Raw genomic sequence first — 20,193 nt, 5'->3', positions numbered from 1 at the left:
AGAGCCCACACGAACCCGGACAAGGTCCTCGAACTCCACGGCATCACCCGAGCTCAGCCCGTATGGATTTGAAGCGCGAGAACTCCGGGGCCCTGGTACCTGACCCGAGAGTTCACCTTCGACCCCGCCACGTCCCCCAACACTCCGAGGGGCTGAGCCGCGAGGGCCCCAGGGCCGGGTCTTCGCGAGGCTCGGCACTTACCGGCCCGGCGATGGCGGGGTGACGACGTCTTCGGGTCTGGTATCCTCCCCCGTTGGAAGCAGGTCGGAGGAGTAGGTGGAATGTCGGGGTCCGACGTGAAGGCGGTGCTGGGCGAACTCCTCGCTGCCTGGTGCCGAAACGGCTACAACCTCGTCGAGTTTGACCCCGAACGACCCTCTCCCTGCTGTATGGACGCGCCTGGCGCCGAAGGCATGATCCGCTGGTCGCCGGTCGAGATGAACCGGCCCAAGGCGCTGACCACAGCAGAAGTGACCCTCACGCGGCACGGCCTGAGTCTGCACCCCGACGCGGTCGCCCTCTACGGCAGTTTCTGGTCCGGTCCTGTGGAGAGCGAGCACTCCGGCCAGGGAGTCCTGCTCAACACGGTGTGGAACGAGACGGAACTCGAGGCGACTGCAGAGTCCATTGTGGGGGGAGTGCGCCTGCAGGCAATGTCGCCGGGGGCGATCACCGTCCCGATCGCCGGCACCGGCTCGGATCTGTTCTTCACCCTGGACAACACCACGGGCGAGATCCTGCTCCAGGAGGCCGGCTGCCCGCCCGCCCGGATCATCGCTCCCTCACTCGCGTCCTTCCTGGGCGAGCTGTAGGTGCTCGGTCCGCCGGTCAGGGGAATCGGAGGCGGCCGGACTGTCAACGACGTTCGAAAAGTGGTTCTGGCACGGATTCGGTGAAGAGAATCCCTTCCGCTGTCAGGCGGCCAGTAGGACGCGTTTGCGGAGAAGGTCCGGCTTCGCTCTCCCATACATCTGGCGTTTGAGCATCTTGAGCCGGTTGACGTGGCCTTCGACCACCCCGGAGCTGTACGGCAGGGTCAGACCGGCCCGCACCGCGTCCAGATCACGACGCAGCCCCGAGACGAACGAGTCCAACTCCGCGATCTTCGCCTCGCAGGCCGACCGCATCCACCCCTCCAGATCGTGCCCGCGTCGATCGGTCATGAGCTGCGCGAACCCGCTCACCTGGCACCTGAGACGCTCCAGCTCCGGGCAATGGGACAGGACGTCGGTGAGAGCGACCCGCTGGTCCTCGTCCAGAGCGTCGGGGTGGCGGGTGATCCAGGCGGTGACCTCCCGGACAGTCAACCGCTCCGGCCGCGGCTCACGGGCAGGGGCGGCCGCGCGCCAGGGACGAATGTGATCGCGGACGCTGGTGCACCCGCCCCGGTAGCCCTGGGCGCGGATCTCGCGCCAGAGCGCGACGGCGTTGGTGCACCCCTCCCTGAAACGTTGGCGCAGGTAGGGGTCGAAGGGCTGGAGGAGAGTGGGGCGTTTGCCGGTGCCGTTCCTGGCCAGGAGCTCCTCGGCGGTGGCAGCACGGGCGAGGCGTCGCACGGTGTTGCGGGCCAATCCGAGTTGCCCGGCGATCTCCATGATCGTTCGTCCTTGGGCGAGCAGGTCGTGGACGGCGGCGTGGCGCTGGCGGGTGCGCTGGGCGATCCACCCCTGCCGAGGCGGGGAGGGCCGCCGGTCGATGGGCTCGCCAGTGGGTCCGTCAGGGTGCGGGTCGGTGGCCGCCGGTTGTCTACGGTGCCCGAGACGTTCCCGGTGACGTGCGACGACACGCTCGACCGCCTCGGCGAGGTTCTTCCACAGGTGCCATCGATCAGCCACGTGGACGGCGTTCGGGGCACCTTGTGCGGCGCCGTCGGCGTAGCATCCGGCCCGGTCGCGGCAGATGACCTCCACGCCGGGGCGGGCGGTCAGCCAGTTCTGGAGGGCCTCGGCGGTGCGTGTCTCGAGCAGATCCACCGGCCGGTGGGTGTCGACGTCCACCAGCAGTGTCCCGTAGACGTGGCCTTTGAGCAGAGCAAAGTCGTCGACTCCGAGCACGCGGGGCACGTCCGGTTCGGGGTCGGGGGTGGCGAGGATCAGGCGGAGCAGGGTCATCCGGCTGACGGCAGCGGCCAAGCGGGCGGTGAGGCGGGCGCCTGCCCGTCCACCCAGGGCCAGGGCCAGATGGGTCAGCAGTTCGGTCAGATGCGGGGTGCGGCGGGCGTAGCGGTGGGTCAGGCCGGGGACCTGTTCGGCGAAGATCTTCTGTTCACAGGCGGTGTGGTCGCAGAAGAACTTGCGGACGTACAGGTGGATGAGGGTCTCCTGGCCGGAGGCGGGGGTGTCGGTCAGGCGGCGTTCGTAGCGGCTGTGGACGCGTCCGGAGGGGGTGGCGCAGGTCGGGCGGCGGGCGGCGCGGGTGGTCGTGGCCGCGGTGATGTGCACGGTGCGGCTGTGGCGGTACGCCCTGCTGATGTCGAGCCCGACCAGGTGGGGGAAGAACAGGTTGAAGAGGGGGGAGAGGGACACCTCGCATCATCGCGGGCGAGGACCAGGTCCCGCAGGCGCTTCACCGAATCCGTGCCAGAACCAGTATTCACGTGTCGCCGACACGGACCCGTGTCGGTGCCGTGCGGCTCAGGACTGGCGTGTACTGGGTTTGGTGGAGCCGTGTTTCCGGATTCTCAGGCCACGATGCTCGGTTGTCTCTTCTCGAACTCTACGGGCGTCAGCCAGCCGATCACCGGTCAGGGGACGGGAACGAGTCGGGAACCGGTTTCCCGACTGTGAGATGTCGGATCGCATGTCGCGTAGCGAGAGGTGGACATCATGCAGGTGAGGGTTCCGTTGGTCCGGCCGCTGGTGACCGGTGTCCTGGTCGTCCTGTTCACTCCCATCACGGCGGTCGTGCCGCAGTCGGTCGCCGCGGCGGAGTGGCACGTGAGCGTAGGTGTTCTCCTGGGCGACAACCAGGGGCCGGGCTGATCGGAGGACGGGCGGTCAGGTGTTGGGACGGCAGGTTCTGGGGATGCCCATGCCGGTGAAAAGCTCCTCGGCCCGCTCGTGGTACCGCGCGGCCTCCTCACGCCGCCCCAGGGACTCGCACGCTTCGGCGAGGCCGAACGCCGCGCGGGCGATTTCGATCCGGTACCCGATCGCCGTGGCCCGCCGGTAGGCGTGCTCATGCAACTCGAAGGCCGCAGAGAACCGCTTCCGGCGTCGATGCACGAGGCCGAGCAGGTTCTCCACGGCCGACTGCCGCAACGGCGTACCCTTGGACCGGGCGAGTCGCAGCGCCCGCTCGGTGTCGCGGTGCGCGGCCTCATGATCGCCGAGACGCTGCCGGCTCTCCGCCCGCAGAGCCAGCACCAGAGCGACGTTCTCCGGGGTGTGGGTCTCGTCGGCCAGGTCCAGTGCCTCTTCTAGGCAGGACAGCGCCTGCCAGACGTCATTCAGGCCCAGGTGGGCGATGGCCATGTCGGACAGCGCTGAGACCTGGTTGTCCTGGATGCCCAGTCGCTGATTGAGACGCATGGCCTGCCCGGCCGTGTTCAGCGCCTCCCGGTAGTTCCCGGTCCACGAGTGCAGTGAGCTCAGATTGCCCAGGGACTCCGCCTCCTGCCGTTCGTAGCCGATCGTGCGGTGCAGCGCCACGCCCTGCCGCAGGTACCGGAAAGCCTCTGGAAGATCGCCCAGGGCGCTGTGCAGCAGGCCGAGCAGATCGAGACAGAAACCCTCTCCAGAGCTCTCGCCGGTCGCCCGGGCGATCTCGAGTCCCTCCGTCGCCGTGGTGATGCCCTCACGGAACCTCCCGAGTTTCCAGTGCGCGACGGCCAGGTTTCCCAGGCTGATGCGCAGGAGCTGGGGGTCCTCCAGTCGCCGGGCGGCCGCCACTCCGGTGCCGCACAGCTCCCGGAACTCCCGGAAGTACCCGCGTAAGTTGAGGTGGAAGACGACGTCCCGGGTCAGATGGGCCGTGTGGGCGTGGAAGCCGTATCTTTCGCTGAGCGCGACGGCTCCGAGGAGCGCACCGCGTTCCCGGTCCAGCCAGGCCAGGGCACGATCCGAATTCTGTAGCTGCGGTATCTCGATGGAGGGACCGGGGGGCAGCTCGCGGTTGATGCGGCTGCGTCCGGGAAAGAGGACGTCGCAGGCTTTGCGGGCGGCCAGGACGTAGTAGCGCAGGGTGCGGTCGACCGCGGCCCTCTCCAGTTCTGTGTTCTCCGGCGAGGAGTCCCGGGGCCGTAGACCGTGGACGAAATCCCGGACGAGGTCATGGAACGTGTAAAGCCGTATCTCGTGCTGCTGGAGCAGGTGCACGTCCAGCAGGTACTCAAGGGTTTTTTCAGCTTCCTGCACACTGGTGCCGAGCAATGCGGCGGCCGAGTGGGCGTCGAACGTGGTCGCCGGGTGGAGCCCCAGCATCCGCAGAGCGAACCGTTTGCTCGGAGCCATTGCCAGGTAGGAGAGGTTGAGTGAGGCCTCGATACTGCGGTTTCCGAGACTCAACTCGTCGAGACGGTGGGTTTCGTCCACCAACCGTTCCACCAGGTACCCGATATTCCAGCGCGGGCGATTGCGCAATCGTGACGTGGCCAAACGTATGGCGAGAGGAAGGTGTCCGCACAGCTCGGCCAGGGTGGCCGTCGCCTCCGGCTCGGCCGCGATCCGGTCCTTGCCGAGGGTGCCGGCGAGCAGTTCGGTGCTCTCCTTGTCGGACATCGTGCCGAGTGAGATCCACTCCGCGCCGTCGAGGCCGACGAGGCGCATACGTCCGGTGATCAGGACGAGACAGCTCGGAGAGGACGGAAGCAGGGGCAGCACCTGCTCACTGCTGGCGGCGTCATCGAGGAGGAGCAGTATTCGGCGGCCGGCCAGAGTGGCCCGCCACAACGCACTCAGCCCCTGGACATCGCCGGGCATCAGCCGCTCACGGGGAAAGCCGAGAGTGTGGAGAAGGGATTCCAGGACGGCGGCCGGGCGTTCCGGTTCCTCCCCGGGGGTGAAGCCGCGCAGGTCGACGTGGAGCTGACCGTCGGGGTACCGTCCTGCGAGCCGGTGGGCCGCCCGGACCGCCAACGAGGTCTTGCCGCAGCCACCCATGCCGTCGATGGCCACGATCCGGGCGCCCGGCTGCGGGGCCGTGGCGTAGGCCATGAGCCGCCGCAGTTCCCGCTCACGTCCCGTGAAGTCGACCAGGTCGTAGGGGAGCGTGCACGGGGCGTCGGTGACCAGCCCACGGGCGGTGGGCCGGTCGCCGGGCGGAACCGCGGCGGGAGCGGCGAGTTCCGGGCTCTCCCTCAGCATCTGCTCGTAGAGGGTCGTCAGCTGTGAGCTGGGGCCGATTCCCAGCTCTTCCGCCAGCAGATGACGGACACGGCCGTATTCCTCGAGCGCCTCGGCCTGGCGACCGGACCGGTAGAGGGCCAGCATGAGCAGGCGGCGGAGTGTCTCCCGCAGCGGGTTCCCGGCGATCAGATCCCGCAGATCACCCGTGAGTTCACCGGCCTCACCGTTCTGGAGACGCAGCTCGATGAGTTGTTCCATGGCGCTCAGACGGCGTTCTTCCAGGTGGGCCGAGGCGGCCGCGATCACCGGTCCACCGCCGTCCAGCATGACTGGGCCACGCCACAGGTCGAGCACGAAGGTGAGGGTTCTGGTGGCCGACGAAGTATCGCCTGACTCCAGGGCCAGGTGAGCGTCCTGAACGCCACTGAGAAAGAGGGCCAGGTCCAGTCGGTCAGGGGGGATGACGCTCCGGTAGCCGCTTCCCTGGGTGGTGATGACGGAGCTACCGTCCGGTATGCGCCGCCGGAGTTCGGCCACCGCTTTGCGGACCTGGTGCGAAGCAGTGGCCGGGGGGGCGTCCTCCCATACGGCGTCGACCAATCGGGTGACGGGCACGACACGGTTGGGCTCCAGGAGGAGCATGGCGAGCACCCGCTCCGGGATCGGTCCCCCAAGGGGTATTCGTCTGTTCTTATACCAGCACTCCAGAGGGCCGAGAAGGCGGAAACTGAGATGGGCGCTGAGGGAATTCGTCATGCCGCTCCCGGGACACGGTGCCTGTTCCTTGCTCATACCCCACTCGTGCCATAGTAACGACGCCTTTAGCGTCTGAGCATGAGGTAAGGAATCGATCGGGAACCGGTTCGGACACACTACTCCCCAGACCTCATCCAACTCGGAGTATGTGTGATGTCCCGTTCGGAAACTCGTTCCACTCACCCACTGCACGGCACGTTTCGCGTGTGGTCGGGGGAACCGGATGCAGGAGGGGCGCCATCCAGAGAGGAGAGAGTGACGGTTCACTTCGATGGCGAGATCTATAACGCCCGGCAACTGGAGAACCGACTCGCGAAGGCGGGTACCACGGTTCCGGAGCGAGATCCACACGCGTTACTCAGCGCTCTCTACCGTGCGCGTGGAGAAAGATTCCGAGATGAACTCGACGGCACCTACGCCCTTGTGGTGACAGACCGAAGGAAAAGCCCTCGCCTCTTCGCGGCGACGGATGGCTCCGGTGTCAAGACCCTGTACTTCGCGTGGGACTCGGGAGCGGGTCGGCTCAGCTTCGCCTCCAGCCTGCCGGCGTTGGTCACGATGCCGGGGGTCCGCGCCGCGGAACACGAGTTCGGTCTGCATGAGTACCTCTGCGGGGGTGTCCCGCTGGGTGAGCGGACGATGTTCCGCGGCATCAGGGCCCTGGCGCCCGGAGCCGCGCTGTCCGCCGGTCCGGACGGTGGTCCGCGGGGCCTCGCACCCGGCGAAGAAGGTCCCTGGGACACGGGCCTGCCGGAAGCCGTCCCGAGCGTGTCCTTCTCGGCCGGGAACCCGGCGGAGGAACTGAAGGCGCTCCTGGCCGACGAGGCCGCCGCACTGCTGGCCGACGAGGACCGCGTGTTCCTGCTGAGTCCGCCGAGCCCGGCCGCTGACCTGCTCGCCTCCCTCGTCACCCGGCCGGGTCGGACTTCGCGCGGGTTCGGCTCGACTGCCATCGCGGCCGCCGAGCTGCCCGGGGCGCTCGCGTTGGCGCAGCGCCTGCTGGGCCAACCGCACGCGGACCCGGGGATCCTGAAAACCCTCGCACTGTGCCGGGCCGCGAGGGACGCCGGAGGTGGCGCCGTGCTCACGGCCGACGGAGCGGACGAACTCTTCATCGGGCACGATCACATGGCGTCGGCGCTGGCGGCGCCCACCGGGCTCCGGTGGGTGGACGCCTACCTGAACCGGATCGCGGTCGTCCCAGCCTCGTTCTGCCGACTGCTGTACACCCCGGAGTACGCGGCGGCCGTCCGCAAGCGTGAGCCGGAATCGGCCGGTGATATGAGCGCCGTTCTCTCGGGAGGCCGCCGAGGGCGCCTCCAGCGGATCATCACCGCTGAGCGGTACCATCGTCTCCCCGCCCGTCGGCTGCACGGCCTGGCCCGCCTCACCGCCGACTCCGGACTCCGGCTCGCCCTGCCCTTCTGCCGTCCCCGGCTCTCCCGTTTCGCCGCCGCGCTCAGCGCGACCACCGACACCCGCACGCCCGAGCCGATACGCACGTTGCACGCAGCCGCGGACGGGTGCGGCACCGGCGCGCCGCACCGACGGGCCGCCCCCGAACAGGACGCCGCCTCACTGCTCGTCCCAGGCCGGCCGTTGTGGGAGGTGGCGCGGGACGCACTCTCGGAGACCGCGCTGATCGCCGACGGTCGGCTCCAGCTCCGTACCGTCCAAGCGCTGTTCCGGGAGCAGGCCCGGGCCCCGTCGGAGCGTGTCGCCGGGGTCCTGTGGGCCTTGCTGTCCCACCAGTTCTGGCGGCACGAATTCTTCGGCGAAACCCGTTGGATGGCGGCGCCGCCCGACACGGTGGGCACCCGCTTCACCTAGCGGGCGGCCCGTCCGGATCACCCGATCACCCACGACAGGATGCCCGCGCTCACTCATGCCAGGAGGATCTCCGTGGTACAGATGTCATTTCGCGTGCTCGGCCCGATTGACGTACGGGTGGACGGCAGACAGGTGCTGATCCGTTCACCCAGGCAGCGTGTGGTACTGGCGATGCTGGTCATGGCGCCGAACCGGGTCGTCCCCGTCGAGCAGCTGATCGACGCGGTGTGGGACGGGAGACCCCCGTCCACCGCCCGTGCCCAGATCCAGATCTGCGTGTCCGCGCTCCGGCGCGCACTGGGCGTACCCGGACTCATTGGTACAAGACCCGACGGCTATGAGATGTGCGCCCAGCGGGACCGGTTCGATCACGCCCGATTCGAGGAACGGCTCGCCCAGAGCAAGGCCGCGGCAAGGAACGGTCGGCTGGCGGAAGCTGTGACGCGGCTCGACCAGGCGCTCGGGCTCTGGCGGGGCACCGCACTCGCCGGAGTGTCGAGCCGGGCGGCACAGACACTGGCGCACCGGCTCGAGGAACGACGCATCACCGCCGTCGAGGACCGCGTCGAGCTCAGACTCGGCCTGGGGGCGCACCATGAGGTGATCTCCGAGCTGATGACCCTGACGGAGGAACACCCGCTCCGGGAGCGTTTCTGGTATTTCCTGATGCTCGCCCTGTACCGTTCGGGACGCCAGGGTGAGGCACTGGCCGCCTACCGAACCGTCCGCGGTGTCCTGGCCGAGGAACTGGGGGTGGACCCGGGAGTCGAACTCGTCCGGTTGGAGCGCGCCATTTTGACCCACGAGGTCGGCCTGGAGCTCACGAACACGGACACGGACTCCCCCGAGCGTGCCGCCCGGCCGCCCCGACAGCTACCCCCCGACACCCCGGACTTCGTGGGACATGAAGCACTGCTGGACTCGCTGACGGAGGTGCTGACGGGCGGCTCCGCGAAGGAGACCGGAACGGAAGGTGTCCCGGTGGCGGTGATCACCGGCGTCTCCGGTAGCGGCACGTCAACCGTCGCCCTGCGGGCCGCCCACCGGATGCGGGAACACTTCCAGGACGGGCAGCTCTACGCCAGGCTGGACGACCCGGCCTCGGACACGGGGGAGAAGGTGCTGGCCGGGTTCCTGCGCGCCCTCGGGGTGCGTTCCCAGGACATACCGGGGACCGCGGCGGAGCGGAGCGGTCTGCTGCGCAGCCATCTCGCCTGCCGGAAGGTCCTCATCGTCCTCGACGGGGTGACCTGTGAGGAGCAGGTCAGGCCTCTGCTGCCGGGCACGGCGGGGCCGGCCGTCATCATCAACGGTCGGCGCCGCCTCGCGGCACCGTCCGGCGCGACCCGGTACGAACTGGGGCCGTTGCCGGAGGCCGACGCCCTTCGGCTGCTGGAGAAGATCGTCGGGGCAAGGCGGATCGCCGCGGAGCCCGGGAACACGGCCGAACTGGTGCGCCTCTGCGATGGTCTCCCGATGGCGCTGCGCGTCGCGGGGATGCGGCTGCTGGCGCACCCCACCTGGACGGTGGCGGACCTGGTGGGCCGCCTGAGATCCGGGGGGCTCGACCAGCTCGCGTACGGCGAGATCGATGTCCGGGCCTCCCTCGCCGCGGCCTGCCGATCCCTGTCTCGGATCGCGCGGCGGCTCTTCCGGCTGCTCGGTGTCGTGCGGCTGCCGCACGTCACCGGGCTCACCGCGACCGCGCTGTTAGAGTGCCCCCGCTCCGAAGCGGAGGGGGCACTGGAGGAACTGGAGGACGCGCGCCTGCTGACCGCCGCCGACTCCTTCGGTGAGCCGACCCGCTACACCTGCCGTGAGCTGGCCCTGATGTTCAGCAGGGAACTCGGGGCGGAGCGGGGCGCACCGACGGAGGACCAGGAAGCCGTGCGTCGGGTGCTGAGCTGCCTGTTGACCCTGGCGGAGGAGGGGTATCGGCGCGCTCACGGAAGCTCCCACACCCGCATGGGCGGGATGGCTCCTCGCTCAGGGTGGCTCGTCCGGGACCTGGCGACGCCGTCGTGTGATCCCCTGCTCTGGCTCCGCGCCGAGCGCGGAAACCTTTTCGCGGCCGTGCCGCTGGCGGCCGAGTTCGGCATGGACGAGCTCTGCTGGGAGCTGGCCGTCTGCCTGGCCGCCGGTTACGACTCCACCGGCCACTATGACGCGTGGTTCCAGACCCACGCCGTGGCCCTGGAAGCGGTCCGGAAGGCGGGGAACCGGAGCGGTGAGGCGGCGGTGCTCCTCTCCTTCGGCGCCTTGGGCATCGCTCGGTGCGAGAAAGGTGGCGAGGAGGACCTGTCATGGGCTCGGCGGCTTTTCGAGGAGGACGGGAACTTGGTCGGCCAGGCCTCGGCCTGGCTCCTGCTGGCCCATCTGAGCATGCTCCAGGGAAGCCCCCGCCAGGCGGCCGAGCGCTATGAGCGTGCTCTGGCCGACTTCGAGGAGGCCGGAGAACCGGACGGCCGGGCGGACGCCCTGAGCGGTCTCTCCCGGGCCGTCCTGGAGATGGGGGTGCTGGACAAGGCAGAGCTCCTGGCCAAGGAGTCCCTGCAAGTCGCTCAGCGGATGGGGAACCGGCGGCTCCAGGCCCGGGCGTTGCGGCGCTTGGGCGAGGCACTGGCCCGGGCCCGGCACGTGCTGGCCGCCAAGGCGATGTTCCAGGAAGCGGTCGCCCTCTCCCGATTGCTGGACGACCCGCCGGGAGAGGCCGAAGCGCTCAGCGGCCTGACCGCGGTGGCGCGGGAACTGCGTGGGTCAAGGGGCGTCGAGGAGGAGTGCGTCCACGTGCCGGGGGCATTGATCCACCCACGTCATCGGGTCAAGGGCTCCGCCTCCTGGTCCTGCCACACCGGCCGCAGCGCACTGACAGCGTTCAGCGCCGTCGCCACCGCCTCGGGCGTCTCTCCGGAGGCGATGACGAAGCCCAACCGGTCATAGGCGCAGCGCGGTGGGCGTACCCGGTCGCCGACGGCGGCGGTCACCTCCGCACGCACGATGCCGGGAACGCGGCGGAGCTCGTCGAGGCCCGCCAACCCGCGCAGCACTCCGTGCCGGGGGGAGGTGAGGAAGCGGATCCCGGAGCAGCCTGTACGGTCGGCGGACAGTCGGGGCACCTCCCCGACCGCACCGCGCAACTGCTGCTCCAGTAGGTCGACACCGGAGGCCAAACGGATGAGCTCCGGGATCATCCCCCCGGCGAGGCGGCAGTTCAGCTCGATGACAACCGGACCGCGGGGGCCGATCCTGAGCTCGATGTGGGAAGGCCCGAACCGTAGATCCACCGCGTCGAGCAGCGCGGTGGACACCTCCACCAGAGCCCGCGATGCCGTCGCCCCCAGCCCGGCCGGATACCGGTGGCCGGTCTCCACGCAATAGGGCGGCCGGGTCAGGGTCTTGCGGATGATCCCGACACACCGCGGGCCCTGGGGTTCGCCGAACATCTCCACGCTGAACTCGTCGCCGACGACGTACTCCTCGACGAGCACCTGACCCGCCGCGGGCTGCCCGCGGGTGTTCCGCCGTACGCCGAGGATCGCTGTGGCCTGGGCGGTCGCGTGCTCGACACTGTCGCACACCTGGACCCGACTGGAACCCGACTCGTCCACCGGCTTCACCACACAGGGAAGCCCCACCGAGGCCAGAGCCTTCGCGGTGTCCGCGGCGGAGGTGATGATCTCGTAGCGTGGCTGCGGGACCCCAGCCGCAGTGAGGAGGCGCCGCACGGCCGCCTTGTTCCGGCACCGGCCGAGTACCTCCGGATCGTTTCCCGGAAGACCGAGGGAGGCCGCCAAGGCTCCGGCGGCGGGCACGTAGAACTCGCTGGTCGTGGTGGCCCCCATGATCGTTCGGCGGGGAAACCGGGCCACCGCCTCTCGCAACCGGGAGGGACTGTCGGTGTCGCACTCGAGCACGACAGCTCCCGACTCGCCCAGTCGTGGGTAGCGTTCCGGCGCGCCGGTCAGGAACACCGGTTCGTATCCCAGCTCTCGGGCCTTGGCCAGCGCCAGCATGCCGGTGCCCGTGGTGTTCGACTCAACGAAGAGCAACCGTTTCGGCATCGCTGTGCCGCTCCTCCTCTTCCGAACCGAGGTCCGCGTAGGACCAGGACCGTACTTCGGTGCCATAGGGGACCTGTAACGGAGTGTCCCGGCGGGGGGAGTCCTCCAGGCCGTGCCGTGTCCAGTAGTCCTCGTCGTAGACGTTCGAGTGATACCTGTCGCCTCGGTCGGGGAAGATGCCCACGATGCGGCTGCCGGGTTCGGCATGGGACAGATGCGTGAGCACCCGGTAGACCGAGCCGGAGGTGTTCCCGCCGAAGATGGCCTGTTCACGCGCCAGGTCGTGGGCGGCCTCGAACGCCTCCCGGTCGTTCAGCCAGTGCACCGCGTCGATCTGTCCAGGGTCCAGATTGGCCGGGATCAGGCTGTTTCCCAGACCGCTCTGCAACCGGGTCGGCCGGTCGGGCTGGCCGAACAGCGCACTGCCGACGGCGTCCACCCCCACCACTTTGAGGTGCGGCACGCGCTCGCGCAGCGCTCGGGCGGTGCCGCACAGCGAGCCTCCGCTGCCGACCGAGCCCACCAGGATGTCGAGGTCTTCGAGGTCGGTGAGTAGTTCGGTCGCCAGGGCACGGTACGCCAGTGGATTGTCGGGGTTCCTGTACTGCTGAGGACAGAACGCGCCGGGAAGTCGGGTCAGCAGCCGCTCCAGCAGTTCGAGCCGTGCGCTCTGCCAGCCCTGGCCCGTCATCTGGGACACCACGTGCACCGTGACGCCCAAGGCACGCAGCTTGGCCATGGTGACGGGGTCGATGCGTGGATCCGTCACGATGTGGACGGGGTGGCCGAGGGCCGATCCCACGAGCGCGACGCCCAGAGCCATGGTGCCCGAGGAGCTTTCCACGATGGGAGCGCCGGGCGCGAGCCGGCCGTCCTTCCGCGCCTGCTCGATCGCCCGCCTGGCCACCCGGTCCTTCATCCCGTACAGGTTCTGCAACTCCAGCTTGGCGTGGACCTCGCCCGGTAGACGGAGGCGGACCAGGGGGGTGTGCCCGATGGCATCGATGATGTTCCCGAACCGCATGGCTCAACGGCCTCCTGTCGTCGTGTACGCGTGCGCCGCGGCCGGGTCCCACCGCCGGCCGTCGAAGGTGAGCGCGTGGTCGATCGTCACCTCACCGCTCAGCTCCTGGCACGCCTCACGGACGCGAAGGAGCCGGGTGCCGTACTCGGGGTCGGCGTCGTCCAGGAGGATGCCGATTCTGGTTCCGCTGTGCGCCGTGACCACTCCGAGGGCTCCGGTCTCCTGGCTGATCGCCAGAGCGTCGTCGAGCAGCCGGTTGGGGGACAGCCGCTGGTTGAGCACGGCGCTGCGGGTGGCGACGGCCCCCAGACGCCGGGGGGCGCCCGCTCTCATCGCCAGCTCGGTCTCGCACAGCAGGCGCTGGTACTCCCGCAGGTCGTCGAACGAGTACCGCTTGAGCGTCCTGTTGAACTCGAGGGTGTCGACCGTCCCGCCCTCGTCCATGCCGACGATCGTCATCGGCGGGGGCGAGCCCAGCCAGGACCGCAGCCGGACGTCGCGGTGGTGGAAGACGACGACGGCGTCGTACATGACCCCGTCGGTCGGCTCGATGTCCCGCAACAGGTCCTCCACACCGCGGCCGGAGATCCTGAGGCCGTAGGCGTCGCCGACCGCCCGGACCGTGGCGACGAGGTCAGCCGAGGAACTGGCCATGCCCTTCCCCGTCGGGAGAGCCGTGTCGAGGGTCAGCACGCCGCCGGTCCGCACACCGGCCATCTCCAGGACCCGTGCCGCCATGGACCGCGACCTGGTCTTCTCCTCGGGAACCACGCGCAGCGTCGAGCCGGGTTCGGCCCGAAAACAGGCCACGGACCACCGCGCGATCGGGAGAGTGACGAGAAAGTCGCGGCCGTCCGGCGGCAGCGCCCCCTGGAGCAGTTCGCCGAACGTCCCGAAGGCGCGGCCGGTACCGGAACCGCGGGCCGACACCGCCGATGGGAGACCGCGGACCGGGCCCGAGGGGGGCGGCGGCTTCACACGGCCCCCGTTCCGCTGCTCTCCCGGTGTGCCCGCAGCCCGAGCTCCCGGTCGACGGACGCGGCGGCCCGCTCGGTGCGTTCCTCACGCGCCCGCCAGTCGGCGGCCAGCACCGCCGCGTCGGACGACTGCCGCTCCAACAGGGCCCGCACGGCCGCCGGATGGGTGGAACCGGACCGTTGCTTGCCGTAGAGCCCCCGCTCCGGACCGAGACCCCGTTCGAGCAGGCTCCCGGGGTCCGAGAGCCGTACGCCCTGCCCCTCCGCGACGTCGGCGAGCAGCGCGGAACAGGGGCGATCCGGTGCGAGCCCCCGCTCCAGGGCATGGACGATGTACCGGCCGGCGATCACCTGGGCGGTACGCCAGGGAACGTCCGCGCGCAGTGTCAGTTCGTTGGCGAGGGAGAACCCGCCGAGGTACTCGCTCTCGCAGGCCGCCCGCATCCGGTCGGGCGAGAACCTCAGGTGTTCCAGCACCGACGTGAGCAGGCGCAGGGTGGACTGGAGCGTGTCGAAAAGGCCGTGCAACTGGGTGCCGCCCTCCTTGGCGACCTCGACCGAGTTGCTGAAGGCGGTGGCGCGTTGAGTCGTCGCGATGCCGAGATAGGCCGCCGTGAGGTGGGCGGTCCGACCGCGAATGCGCTCCAGGACCGGGTAGTTCTTCTTCTGCGGCATGGCCGAGGAGATCCCGGCCAGCTCGTCCGGCAGCTCGGCGAACTGGTAGGCGCCACTGGTCCAGGCCATCAGGTCGGTCACGAACCGGCTGAGCGCCACTCCCAGGTGCGAGGCCTCGGCCGCGGCCTCAAGGGCCCAGGAGCGGGAGGCGACCGCGGTGAGGGGGTGGGGGTGGGCGGCGGTGAACCCCAGCAGGGAGGCGATCCGTTCCCGGTCCCAGTCCAGCTCCTGGCCGGCCATCGCCCCCGCTCCCAGCGGGTTGCCCTCCGTCCCTTCGTAGACGGACGACAGTCGGCGCAGGCTGTGCAGTAGCTGCCCGGTCAACCCCGCCATGTAGAAGCCCGGGGTCATCACCTGGGCCGGCTGGAGATGGGTGTACCCGGGCATCGGGGTGTCCGCGTGGCGCGAGGCCAGCTGGTGCCCGGCCTCGAAACAGGCGAGCAGGGTGTGGGCGGTGGCCCGCAGTCGTTCCCGGCAGAAGAGCAGGTGGGCGCAGGCCTGAAGGTCGTTCCTGCTGCGGTCGACGTGCCAGCGCGGGACGGGTTCGGGCAGCCGCTCCAGGACGAAGCGTTCCAGGGCGAAGGCCAGATCGGACATGTTGAACCGGGGGTCCGCCGCCAGCGCGCTCGGATCCACGGTGTCGAGCAGGGCTTCGATGGCCTGGGCTTGCGACATGCTCAGCAGCCCCATCCGCACGTACTCCGTCAGCAGCACCTTCTCGGCGCGTACGTACCACGGGAGGAGCCAGGCGGCGTCGAAGTCGAACTGGGGGCGCAGTACCTCCTCGTTCAGGAGATCGCTGGGGGCGGCCGCGATGCGGCCGGTCAGTGGGCTGGCGTTCATCCGGGCCTCCGTATCGGTGCGACCATCTGGCGGGCTCCCGTGGTGTCGAGCGGGCGTGCCATCAGTCTCAGGGTCCGCTTATCGGTTCGCTTTCCACGCCGTTCACGGTCCGGTCGGCACCGAAAAGCGGGTCGATAGAGCCCGGATCCACGGTGGGGACCACGGCCGGCCCGGAGCAGTCGGCGACCGCCCACAGAAGGAGGAGCGCACATGAGCATCCATCCCGACGGCCTCCGGAGCGACGTGCGGACGGCGCACCGCCCGGGCCCGACCGGACGGGTACCGTCATGATCCCGCTGAGGGGCGCGACCGGTGTACGAAGGCTGGGCGGCGGCACGGGGGTCGACGCCGATCGGCTCCTCTCCCGCATCCGGGACTACGGCGCCATGGGTCGTGACGAGACCGGGGGTGTGACGCGACCCGGGTTCTCCGAGGCCGACCGGATCGCACGGTCCCGGCTCGCTCGGGAGGCCCGGGAGGCCGGGCTCGACGCCTCCGTCGACGCGGCGGGGAACCTGCTGATCAGAAGGCGCACATCGGATGGGGAGCCGGCCCGCGGGCCCGTGCTCCTGCTGGGCTCCCACCTGGACACGGTGGTCAACGGCGGCACGCTGGACGGCGCCTACGGGGTGCTGGCCGCCCTCGAGGTACTCCAGGTCCTCACCGAAACGGGGACGGACACGCCGTTCGAGGTGGTCGTGGTCGCCTTCGCCAACGAGGAAGGGGCTCTGTACCCGCAGCCCTTCTGGGGGTCCATGGCCCTGACCGGGCGGTTGGCGGAGCTGCCCGCCGAGCCGGTGGACCACCAGGGCCGCTCGCTCCGGGAGCCGTTGGCGCTGGCGGGGGGAGACCTGTCCGCCCTCGGCTCGGCGGTGTGGTCGCCGGACTCACTCGTCGGCTACCTCGAACTCCACATCGAACAGGGACCGGTCCTGGAAAGCGGTGGGCAGACCATCGGCGTCGTCGACGCCATCACCGGCCGCACGGTCCTGGATGTGGAGATGCGGGGCGAGGCGGGGCACGCGGGCACCACCCCGATGCCCCTTCGACGGGACGCGATGTCGGCCGCCGCGCGTGCCGTCGTGGCCACCGAGGAACTCGCCCGGGAACGGGAACTGTGCCGGGTCGCCACCGTCGGCCGACTGGAGGCGCACCCCAACTCGCCGAACACCATCGCGGAGACCGTCCGCTTCACCGCGGACCTCCGGGACAGCGATCCCACGCGCCTCAGAGAGGCCGAGACGGCCCTCAGACGAGAGCTCGACGGCATCACCGCCGAGACCGGGGTCCGGGCCGAGGTCCGGCCTGCGGTCCGCGTCGAACCCGTGTCCACGGATCCGGGGCTGCGCGAGGCGATCAGCGCCGGCGCCGACGAACTCGGGCTGCCCTGGACCGTCCTGCCGAGCGGAGCCGGACACGACGCACAGGTCGTGGCCGACATCGCGCCGGTCGGCATGGTCTTCGTGCCGAGCACGGGCGGGCTCAGCCATGTGCCGACGGAGCACACCGACCCCCAGGACCTGCTGGCGGGGGCGGACGTGCTGTTGCGGACCGCCCTTTGGCTGGCGGAGCCCGACCGGACCGGGGAGGAGCGATGACGACCCGAGTACGGCACACCGTCGGGGTGTTCTGTGGATCGCGCGCCGGGATCCGCTCCGGCTACACCTCCGTTGCCAGGACGTTCGGCGCTCGGCTCGCCGAGCGCGGAGCCGGGCTCGTCTACGGCGCCGGCGGAGTCGGGGTCATGGGCGCGGTGGCCGGCGCCGCCGCGGCCGGAGGCGCTCCGGTCACCGGAGTGATCCCCCACGACCTCCGTGAGCGGGAGCGCATGCACGAGATCGAGGGACGGATCTTCATCTCCCGTTCCATGCACGAACGGAAAGCGCTCATGTACCGGCTCTCCACCGGATTCGCGGCCCTTCCCGGCGGGCTCGGCACGCTGGACGAACTCATGGAGACCGCGACCTGGAATCAGCTGGGTATCCACGACAAGCCCATCGTCCTGATGAATTGTCACGGTTTCTTCGATCCGGTGCTCCGGCTCCTGGAGCACGTGGTGGCGGAGGGGTTCCTCAGCCCGGAAGAAAGCGAGCGCATTCTCGTCGCGCAGGGACCCGAAGAAGCACTCGACCTGCTGCTCAAGGATGCCGCATACCAGAACTCCCCGCCATGGCGGACAGAGGTCAGCGGGGCGGAGACGGGGCTCACCGTCGATGCCAGGACCCCATCAATGTGAAGGAGACCGGAGTGATGGAGAAGACCGCTCCCGCGCCTGGCACCGATCCGGACGCCCGGGCGCATGACGTTCCCCGGCGAACCGTCGAGCTCCGCAGCGACACGTTCACCCTTCCCAGCCCGAGCATGCGGCAGGCCATGTTCGACGCCGTGCTGGGAGACGACGTCTACGGCGAGGACCCGACCGTGGCGATGCTGGAACGCCGTGCGGCGGAGGTGCTCGGCAAAGCGGCGGCCTGCCTCATGCCCAGCGGAACGATGGCCAACCTGGCGTCGCTGATGGCGCACTGTCCCCGGGGCTCCAAAGCCGTCGTGGGCGAGGAATCCGACATCTACGTGTACGAGGCGGGCGGAGCGTCGGTCTGCGGCGGAATCGTCTACCACCCGGTGCCCAACCAGCCCGACGGCACCCTGCGGCTGTCCGACATCGAGGCGGCCTTTCCCGACGATCCCTCCGACCCGCAGTTCGCCCTACCGGCCGTCATCTGCCTGGAGAATCCGCAGAACCACACGGGCGGCCGGGTCCTTCCGGTCGACTACCTGGCGGCCGTCCGGACCATGGCGGCGGAGGCCGGAGTCGCCGTCCACCTCGACGGCGCCAGGATCTTCAACGCCGCGCTGGCCTGCGGAGAGGATGCCGCGACGCTGGCCTCCTACGCGGACTCGGTGCAGTTCTGCCTGTCCAAGGGGCTCTCGGCCCCGGTGGGGTCCATGGTCGTCGGCGACGGGGACTTCATCCGCTCCGTCCACAGAATTCGCAAGATGCTGGGCGGAGGAATGCGCCAGGCGGGCGTGCCAGCCGCGGCCGGCCTGGTCGCGTTGGACGAGATGACCGACCGCCTGGAAACCGATCACGCCCATGCCCGGCGGCTGGCCGAGGGGCTCGCGGAGGTCCCCGGCGTCGCACTCGATCCGCGGCCGGTGCGGATCAACATGGTCTTCTTCCGCCTGACCGACCCGAAGGCGTCCGTCGCGGCGGTCATCAGCGGTGCCGCGGCGCAGGGCGTCCGGCTGGCCGAACTCGGCAGAGGGCGGATCCGTTGCGTCACGCACCGGGGGGTCACGGCGGAGGACATCGACCACGCCGTGCGGACCATCGCGGCGGTCACCGCGACGTCCGCCACGTCACTGGGAAACGAAAGCGAGGGCTAGGACATGGCTGACATCAACGCCCGGCACGGAGAGGTGGACGTCCGGTCGGACATCTCCACCGCGGAGTTCTACCGAGAGTACGTGAACAGGCGGCCGGTTCTCATGAAGGGCGCCCTGGCGGAGATGCCGGCCGTCGCCAAGTGGTCCATCCCCTACTTCGCCTCGATCGCCCCCGACCTGAAGGTCCGCCTGAAGACGGGCAACCCGGCCGATGCGCGAACGGTGACCCAGACGCTCCGGGAGTACAGCGAGTACGCGGCGGACATCCCCGACGGGGGGCCCGTCGACGGGAGGCCGCCCTCCTACCTCCACGACCTGCCGCTGCTCTCCATGATCCCCGGACTGCTCGAGGATCTGAGCCCGTTCCCGTCCTACCTGCTGACCCCGTTCTTCCGCAAGCAGTGGTGGACCTTCCCCCAGTTCTTCGTCGGCCCCGCGGGAGCGGTGACGCCGCTGCACTTCGACACGCTCCAAACGCACAACCTGTTCTTCCAGTTCCACGGCAGCAAGCGGTTCCTGATCGTGGACCCCGAGGACCGCCCCTACTGCTACACGTACAAGTGGCGCTGGTCCCACGTGGACGCCGAGCACCCGGACTACGACCGGCACCCCCTGTACCGGAAGGCCCACGTCAGCGAATGCGTCGTCGAGGCGGGGGACCTGCTCTACATGCCGCCCGGTGCCCTGCACCACGTCCGGTCCCTGTCGTCGTCGGTCTCCTTCAACGTGGACTGGCACGACCGCCGCAGCGCGATCCGCGGCCTGACCGCCGTCGCCCAGGGGATGCCGAGGCAGAACCTGCGCTACAACGCGCTCTTCGCTCTCGGAGTCTGTTTCGGGATTCCCCTCACCGTCATGATGCCCGCGCTCAAGAGCTACTTCTACTACATTTCCTGAGGAGGCGTCGTGCTGCGGACGCTGATGAAATCGAAAGTCCACCGGGCCACCGTCACAGAGGCGGATCTGCACTATGTGGGTTCCCTGACCCTCGACCGGGAACTGATGACGGCCGCCGATCTGTACTCCAATGAAAAGGTGCAGGTCGTCGATATAGACAATGGCGAGCGTTTCGAGACCTACGTCATCGAGGGCGCGCCCGGCTCCGGCGTCGTGTGCCTGAACGGAGCCGCCGCACGGCTGGTGCAGCCCGGCGACCGGGTCATCATCATCTCCTACGCGGAGTATCAGGAGAGCGAGGCCCCGCACCACCGGCCCCAGGTCGTGGTGTGCGACGAGAACAACCGCGGCGTCCTGTTCGACCAGGGCGAGCCCCCCTCCACGACGGCGGACGAACTGGTGTCCGGGCCGTCGGATGGCCGGTGATCCCCCTATTCCAGGAAGCCCCCGCCGGCAT

General features: G+C 69.6%; 14 protein-coding genes and 1 pseudogene. 9 read left to right on the top strand and 6 right to left on the bottom strand.

Translation table 11 applies throughout. The features are described from left to right. Nucleotides 1-282 precede the first annotated feature (282 nt). Complete coding sequence (locus AB0I72_RS25900; RefSeq protein WP_358573140.1) at nucleotides 283-813, top strand: SecY-interacting protein Syd; 531 nt, start codon at nucleotides 283-285, stop codon at nucleotides 811-813. 102 nt (nucleotides 814-915) lie between these two features. Here the strand turns inward: AB0I72_RS25900 and AB0I72_RS25895 are convergent, their stop codons facing one another. Continuing rightward, complete coding sequence (locus AB0I72_RS25895) at nucleotides 916-2,526, bottom strand: ISL3 family transposase (RefSeq protein WP_358573138.1); 1,611 nt, start codon at nucleotides 2,524-2,526, stop codon at nucleotides 916-918. Between the two features lie 300 nt (nucleotides 2,527-2,826). On the opposite strand from AB0I72_RS25895, the gene AB0I72_RS25890 reads away from it, so the two are divergent. Then, complete coding sequence (locus tag AB0I72_RS25890; protein ID WP_358573136.1) at nucleotides 2,827-2,982, top strand: hypothetical protein; 156 nt, start codon at nucleotides 2,827-2,829, stop codon at nucleotides 2,980-2,982. A gap of 15 nt (nucleotides 2,983-2,997) precedes the next feature. On the opposite strand, the gene AB0I72_RS25885 is transcribed toward AB0I72_RS25890, so the two are convergent. Then, nucleotides 2,998-5,928, bottom strand: coding sequence for a BTAD domain-containing putative transcriptional regulator (locus tag AB0I72_RS25885; RefSeq protein ID WP_358573144.1), 2,931 nt, complete (start codon nucleotides 5,926-5,928; stop codon nucleotides 2,998-3,000). Nucleotides 5,929-6,195: 267 nt separating this feature from the next. Here AB0I72_RS25885 and AB0I72_RS25880 point away from each other — a divergent pair, with 267 nt between their 5' ends. Together AB0I72_RS25880 and AB0I72_RS25875 are read left to right on the top strand one after the other, a co-directional pair. Next, a complete protein-coding gene (locus AB0I72_RS25880; protein WP_358573134.1) occupies nucleotides 6,196-7,872 on the top strand; it encodes an asparagine synthase-related protein in 1,677 nt (558 codons plus the stop codon). Nucleotides 7,873-7,911: 39 nt separating this feature from the next. Further along, a pseudogene (locus AB0I72_RS25875) lies at nucleotides 7,912-10,425 on the top strand (BTAD domain-containing putative transcriptional regulator); the annotation flags it as partial. A gap of 260 nt (nucleotides 10,426-10,685) precedes the next feature. Here AB0I72_RS25875 and AB0I72_RS25870 read toward each other — a convergent pair. From AB0I72_RS25870 to AB0I72_RS25855, 4 genes are read right to left on the bottom strand one after another with little or no spacing between them, the layout of a single operon-like run. Continuing rightward, nucleotides 10,686-11,933, bottom strand: a complete 1,248-nt coding sequence (locus AB0I72_RS25870) for an ATP-grasp domain-containing protein (protein ID WP_358573132.1) — start codon at nucleotides 11,931-11,933, stop codon at nucleotides 10,686-10,688. Beyond that, on the bottom strand, nucleotides 11,908-12,957 hold the full coding sequence (locus tag AB0I72_RS25865; protein ID WP_358573130.1) for a cysteine synthase family protein: 1,050 nt from the start codon (nucleotides 12,955-12,957) through the stop codon (nucleotides 11,908-11,910). Before AB0I72_RS25865 ends, AB0I72_RS25870 begins: the two co-directional genes overlap by 26 nt. 3 nt (nucleotides 12,958-12,960) lie before the next feature. Continuing rightward, complete coding sequence (locus AB0I72_RS25860) at nucleotides 12,961-13,887, bottom strand: hypothetical protein (RefSeq protein WP_358573128.1); 927 nt, start codon at nucleotides 13,885-13,887, stop codon at nucleotides 12,961-12,963. 44 nt (nucleotides 13,888-13,931) lie between these two features. Further along, entirely contained in the window at nucleotides 13,932-15,452 is a 1,521-nt protein-coding gene (locus tag AB0I72_RS25855; protein ID WP_358573127.1) for a lyase family protein, read from the bottom strand. Between the two features lie 287 nt (nucleotides 15,453-15,739). Here AB0I72_RS25855 and AB0I72_RS25850 point away from each other — a divergent pair, with 287 nt between their 5' ends. The 5 genes from AB0I72_RS25850 to panD are packed head-to-tail and all read left to right on the top strand — an operon-like array spanning nucleotide 15,740 to nucleotide 20,162. Further along, on the top strand, nucleotides 15,740-17,050 hold the full coding sequence (locus AB0I72_RS25850) for a M20 family metallo-hydrolase (protein WP_358573125.1): 1,311 nt from the start codon (nucleotides 15,740-15,742) through the stop codon (nucleotides 17,048-17,050). After that, complete coding sequence (locus AB0I72_RS25845) at nucleotides 17,047-17,688, top strand: TIGR00730 family Rossman fold protein (protein WP_358573123.1); 642 nt, start codon at nucleotides 17,047-17,049, stop codon at nucleotides 17,686-17,688. Before AB0I72_RS25850 ends, AB0I72_RS25845 begins: the two co-directional genes overlap by 4 nt. Before the next feature lie 14 nt (nucleotides 17,689-17,702). Next, complete coding sequence (locus tag AB0I72_RS25840) at nucleotides 17,703-18,839, top strand: GntG family PLP-dependent aldolase (protein WP_358573121.1); 1,137 nt, start codon at nucleotides 17,703-17,705, stop codon at nucleotides 18,837-18,839. A gap of 3 nt (nucleotides 18,840-18,842) precedes the next feature. After that, nucleotides 18,843-19,736, top strand: a complete 894-nt coding sequence (locus AB0I72_RS25835) for a cupin-like domain-containing protein (protein ID WP_358573119.1) — start codon at nucleotides 18,843-18,845, stop codon at nucleotides 19,734-19,736. Nucleotides 19,737-19,745: 9 nt separating this feature from the next. After that, entirely contained in the window at nucleotides 19,746-20,162 is a 417-nt protein-coding gene (gene panD / locus AB0I72_RS25830) for an aspartate 1-decarboxylase (RefSeq protein ID WP_358573117.1), read from the top strand. Nucleotides 20,163-20,193 lie beyond the last annotated feature (31 nt).

The organism is Nocardiopsis sp. NPDC049922, from assembly GCF_040660275.1.
Taxonomy (GTDB): Bacteria; Actinomycetota; Actinomycetes; order Streptosporangiales; family Streptosporangiaceae; genus Nocardiopsis.
The sequence above is the reverse complement of the archived record's forward strand: the minus strand, read 5'-3'. Positions and strand labels throughout refer to the sequence as shown.

Bases quoted from the DNA above. Each gene is read 5' to 3' on its own strand.
- AB0I72_RS25900 (WP_358573140.1), top strand. From the start codon at position 283: ATGTCGGGGTCCGACGTGAAGGCGGTGCTGGGCGAACTCCTCGCTGCC.
- AB0I72_RS25890 (WP_358573136.1), top strand. From the start codon at position 2,827: ATGCAGGTGAGGGTTCCGTTGGTCCGGCCGCTGGTGACCGGTGTCCTG.
- AB0I72_RS25885 (WP_358573144.1), bottom strand. From the start codon at position 5,928: ATGCTCCTCCTGGAGCCCAACCGTGTCGTGCCCGTCACCCGATTGGTC.
- AB0I72_RS25880 (WP_358573134.1), top strand. From the start codon at position 6,196: ATGTCCCGTTCGGAAACTCGTTCCACTCACCCACTGCACGGCACGTTT.
- AB0I72_RS25870 (WP_358573132.1), bottom strand. From the start codon at position 11,933: ATGCCGAAACGGTTGCTCTTCGTTGAGTCGAACACCACGGGCACCGGC.
- AB0I72_RS25865 (WP_358573130.1), bottom strand. From the start codon at position 12,957: ATGCGGTTCGGGAACATCATCGATGCCATCGGGCACACCCCCCTGGTC.
- AB0I72_RS25855 (WP_358573127.1), bottom strand. From the start codon at position 15,452: ATGAACGCCAGCCCACTGACCGGCCGCATCGCGGCCGCCCCCAGCGAT.
- AB0I72_RS25850 (WP_358573125.1), top strand. From the start codon at position 15,740: ATGATCCCGCTGAGGGGCGCGACCGGTGTACGAAGGCTGGGCGGCGGC.
- AB0I72_RS25845 (WP_358573123.1), top strand. From the start codon at position 17,047: ATGACGACCCGAGTACGGCACACCGTCGGGGTGTTCTGTGGATCGCGC.
- AB0I72_RS25840 (WP_358573121.1), top strand. From the start codon at position 17,703: ATGGAGAAGACCGCTCCCGCGCCTGGCACCGATCCGGACGCCCGGGCG.
- AB0I72_RS25835 (WP_358573119.1), top strand. From the start codon at position 18,843: ATGGCTGACATCAACGCCCGGCACGGAGAGGTGGACGTCCGGTCGGAC.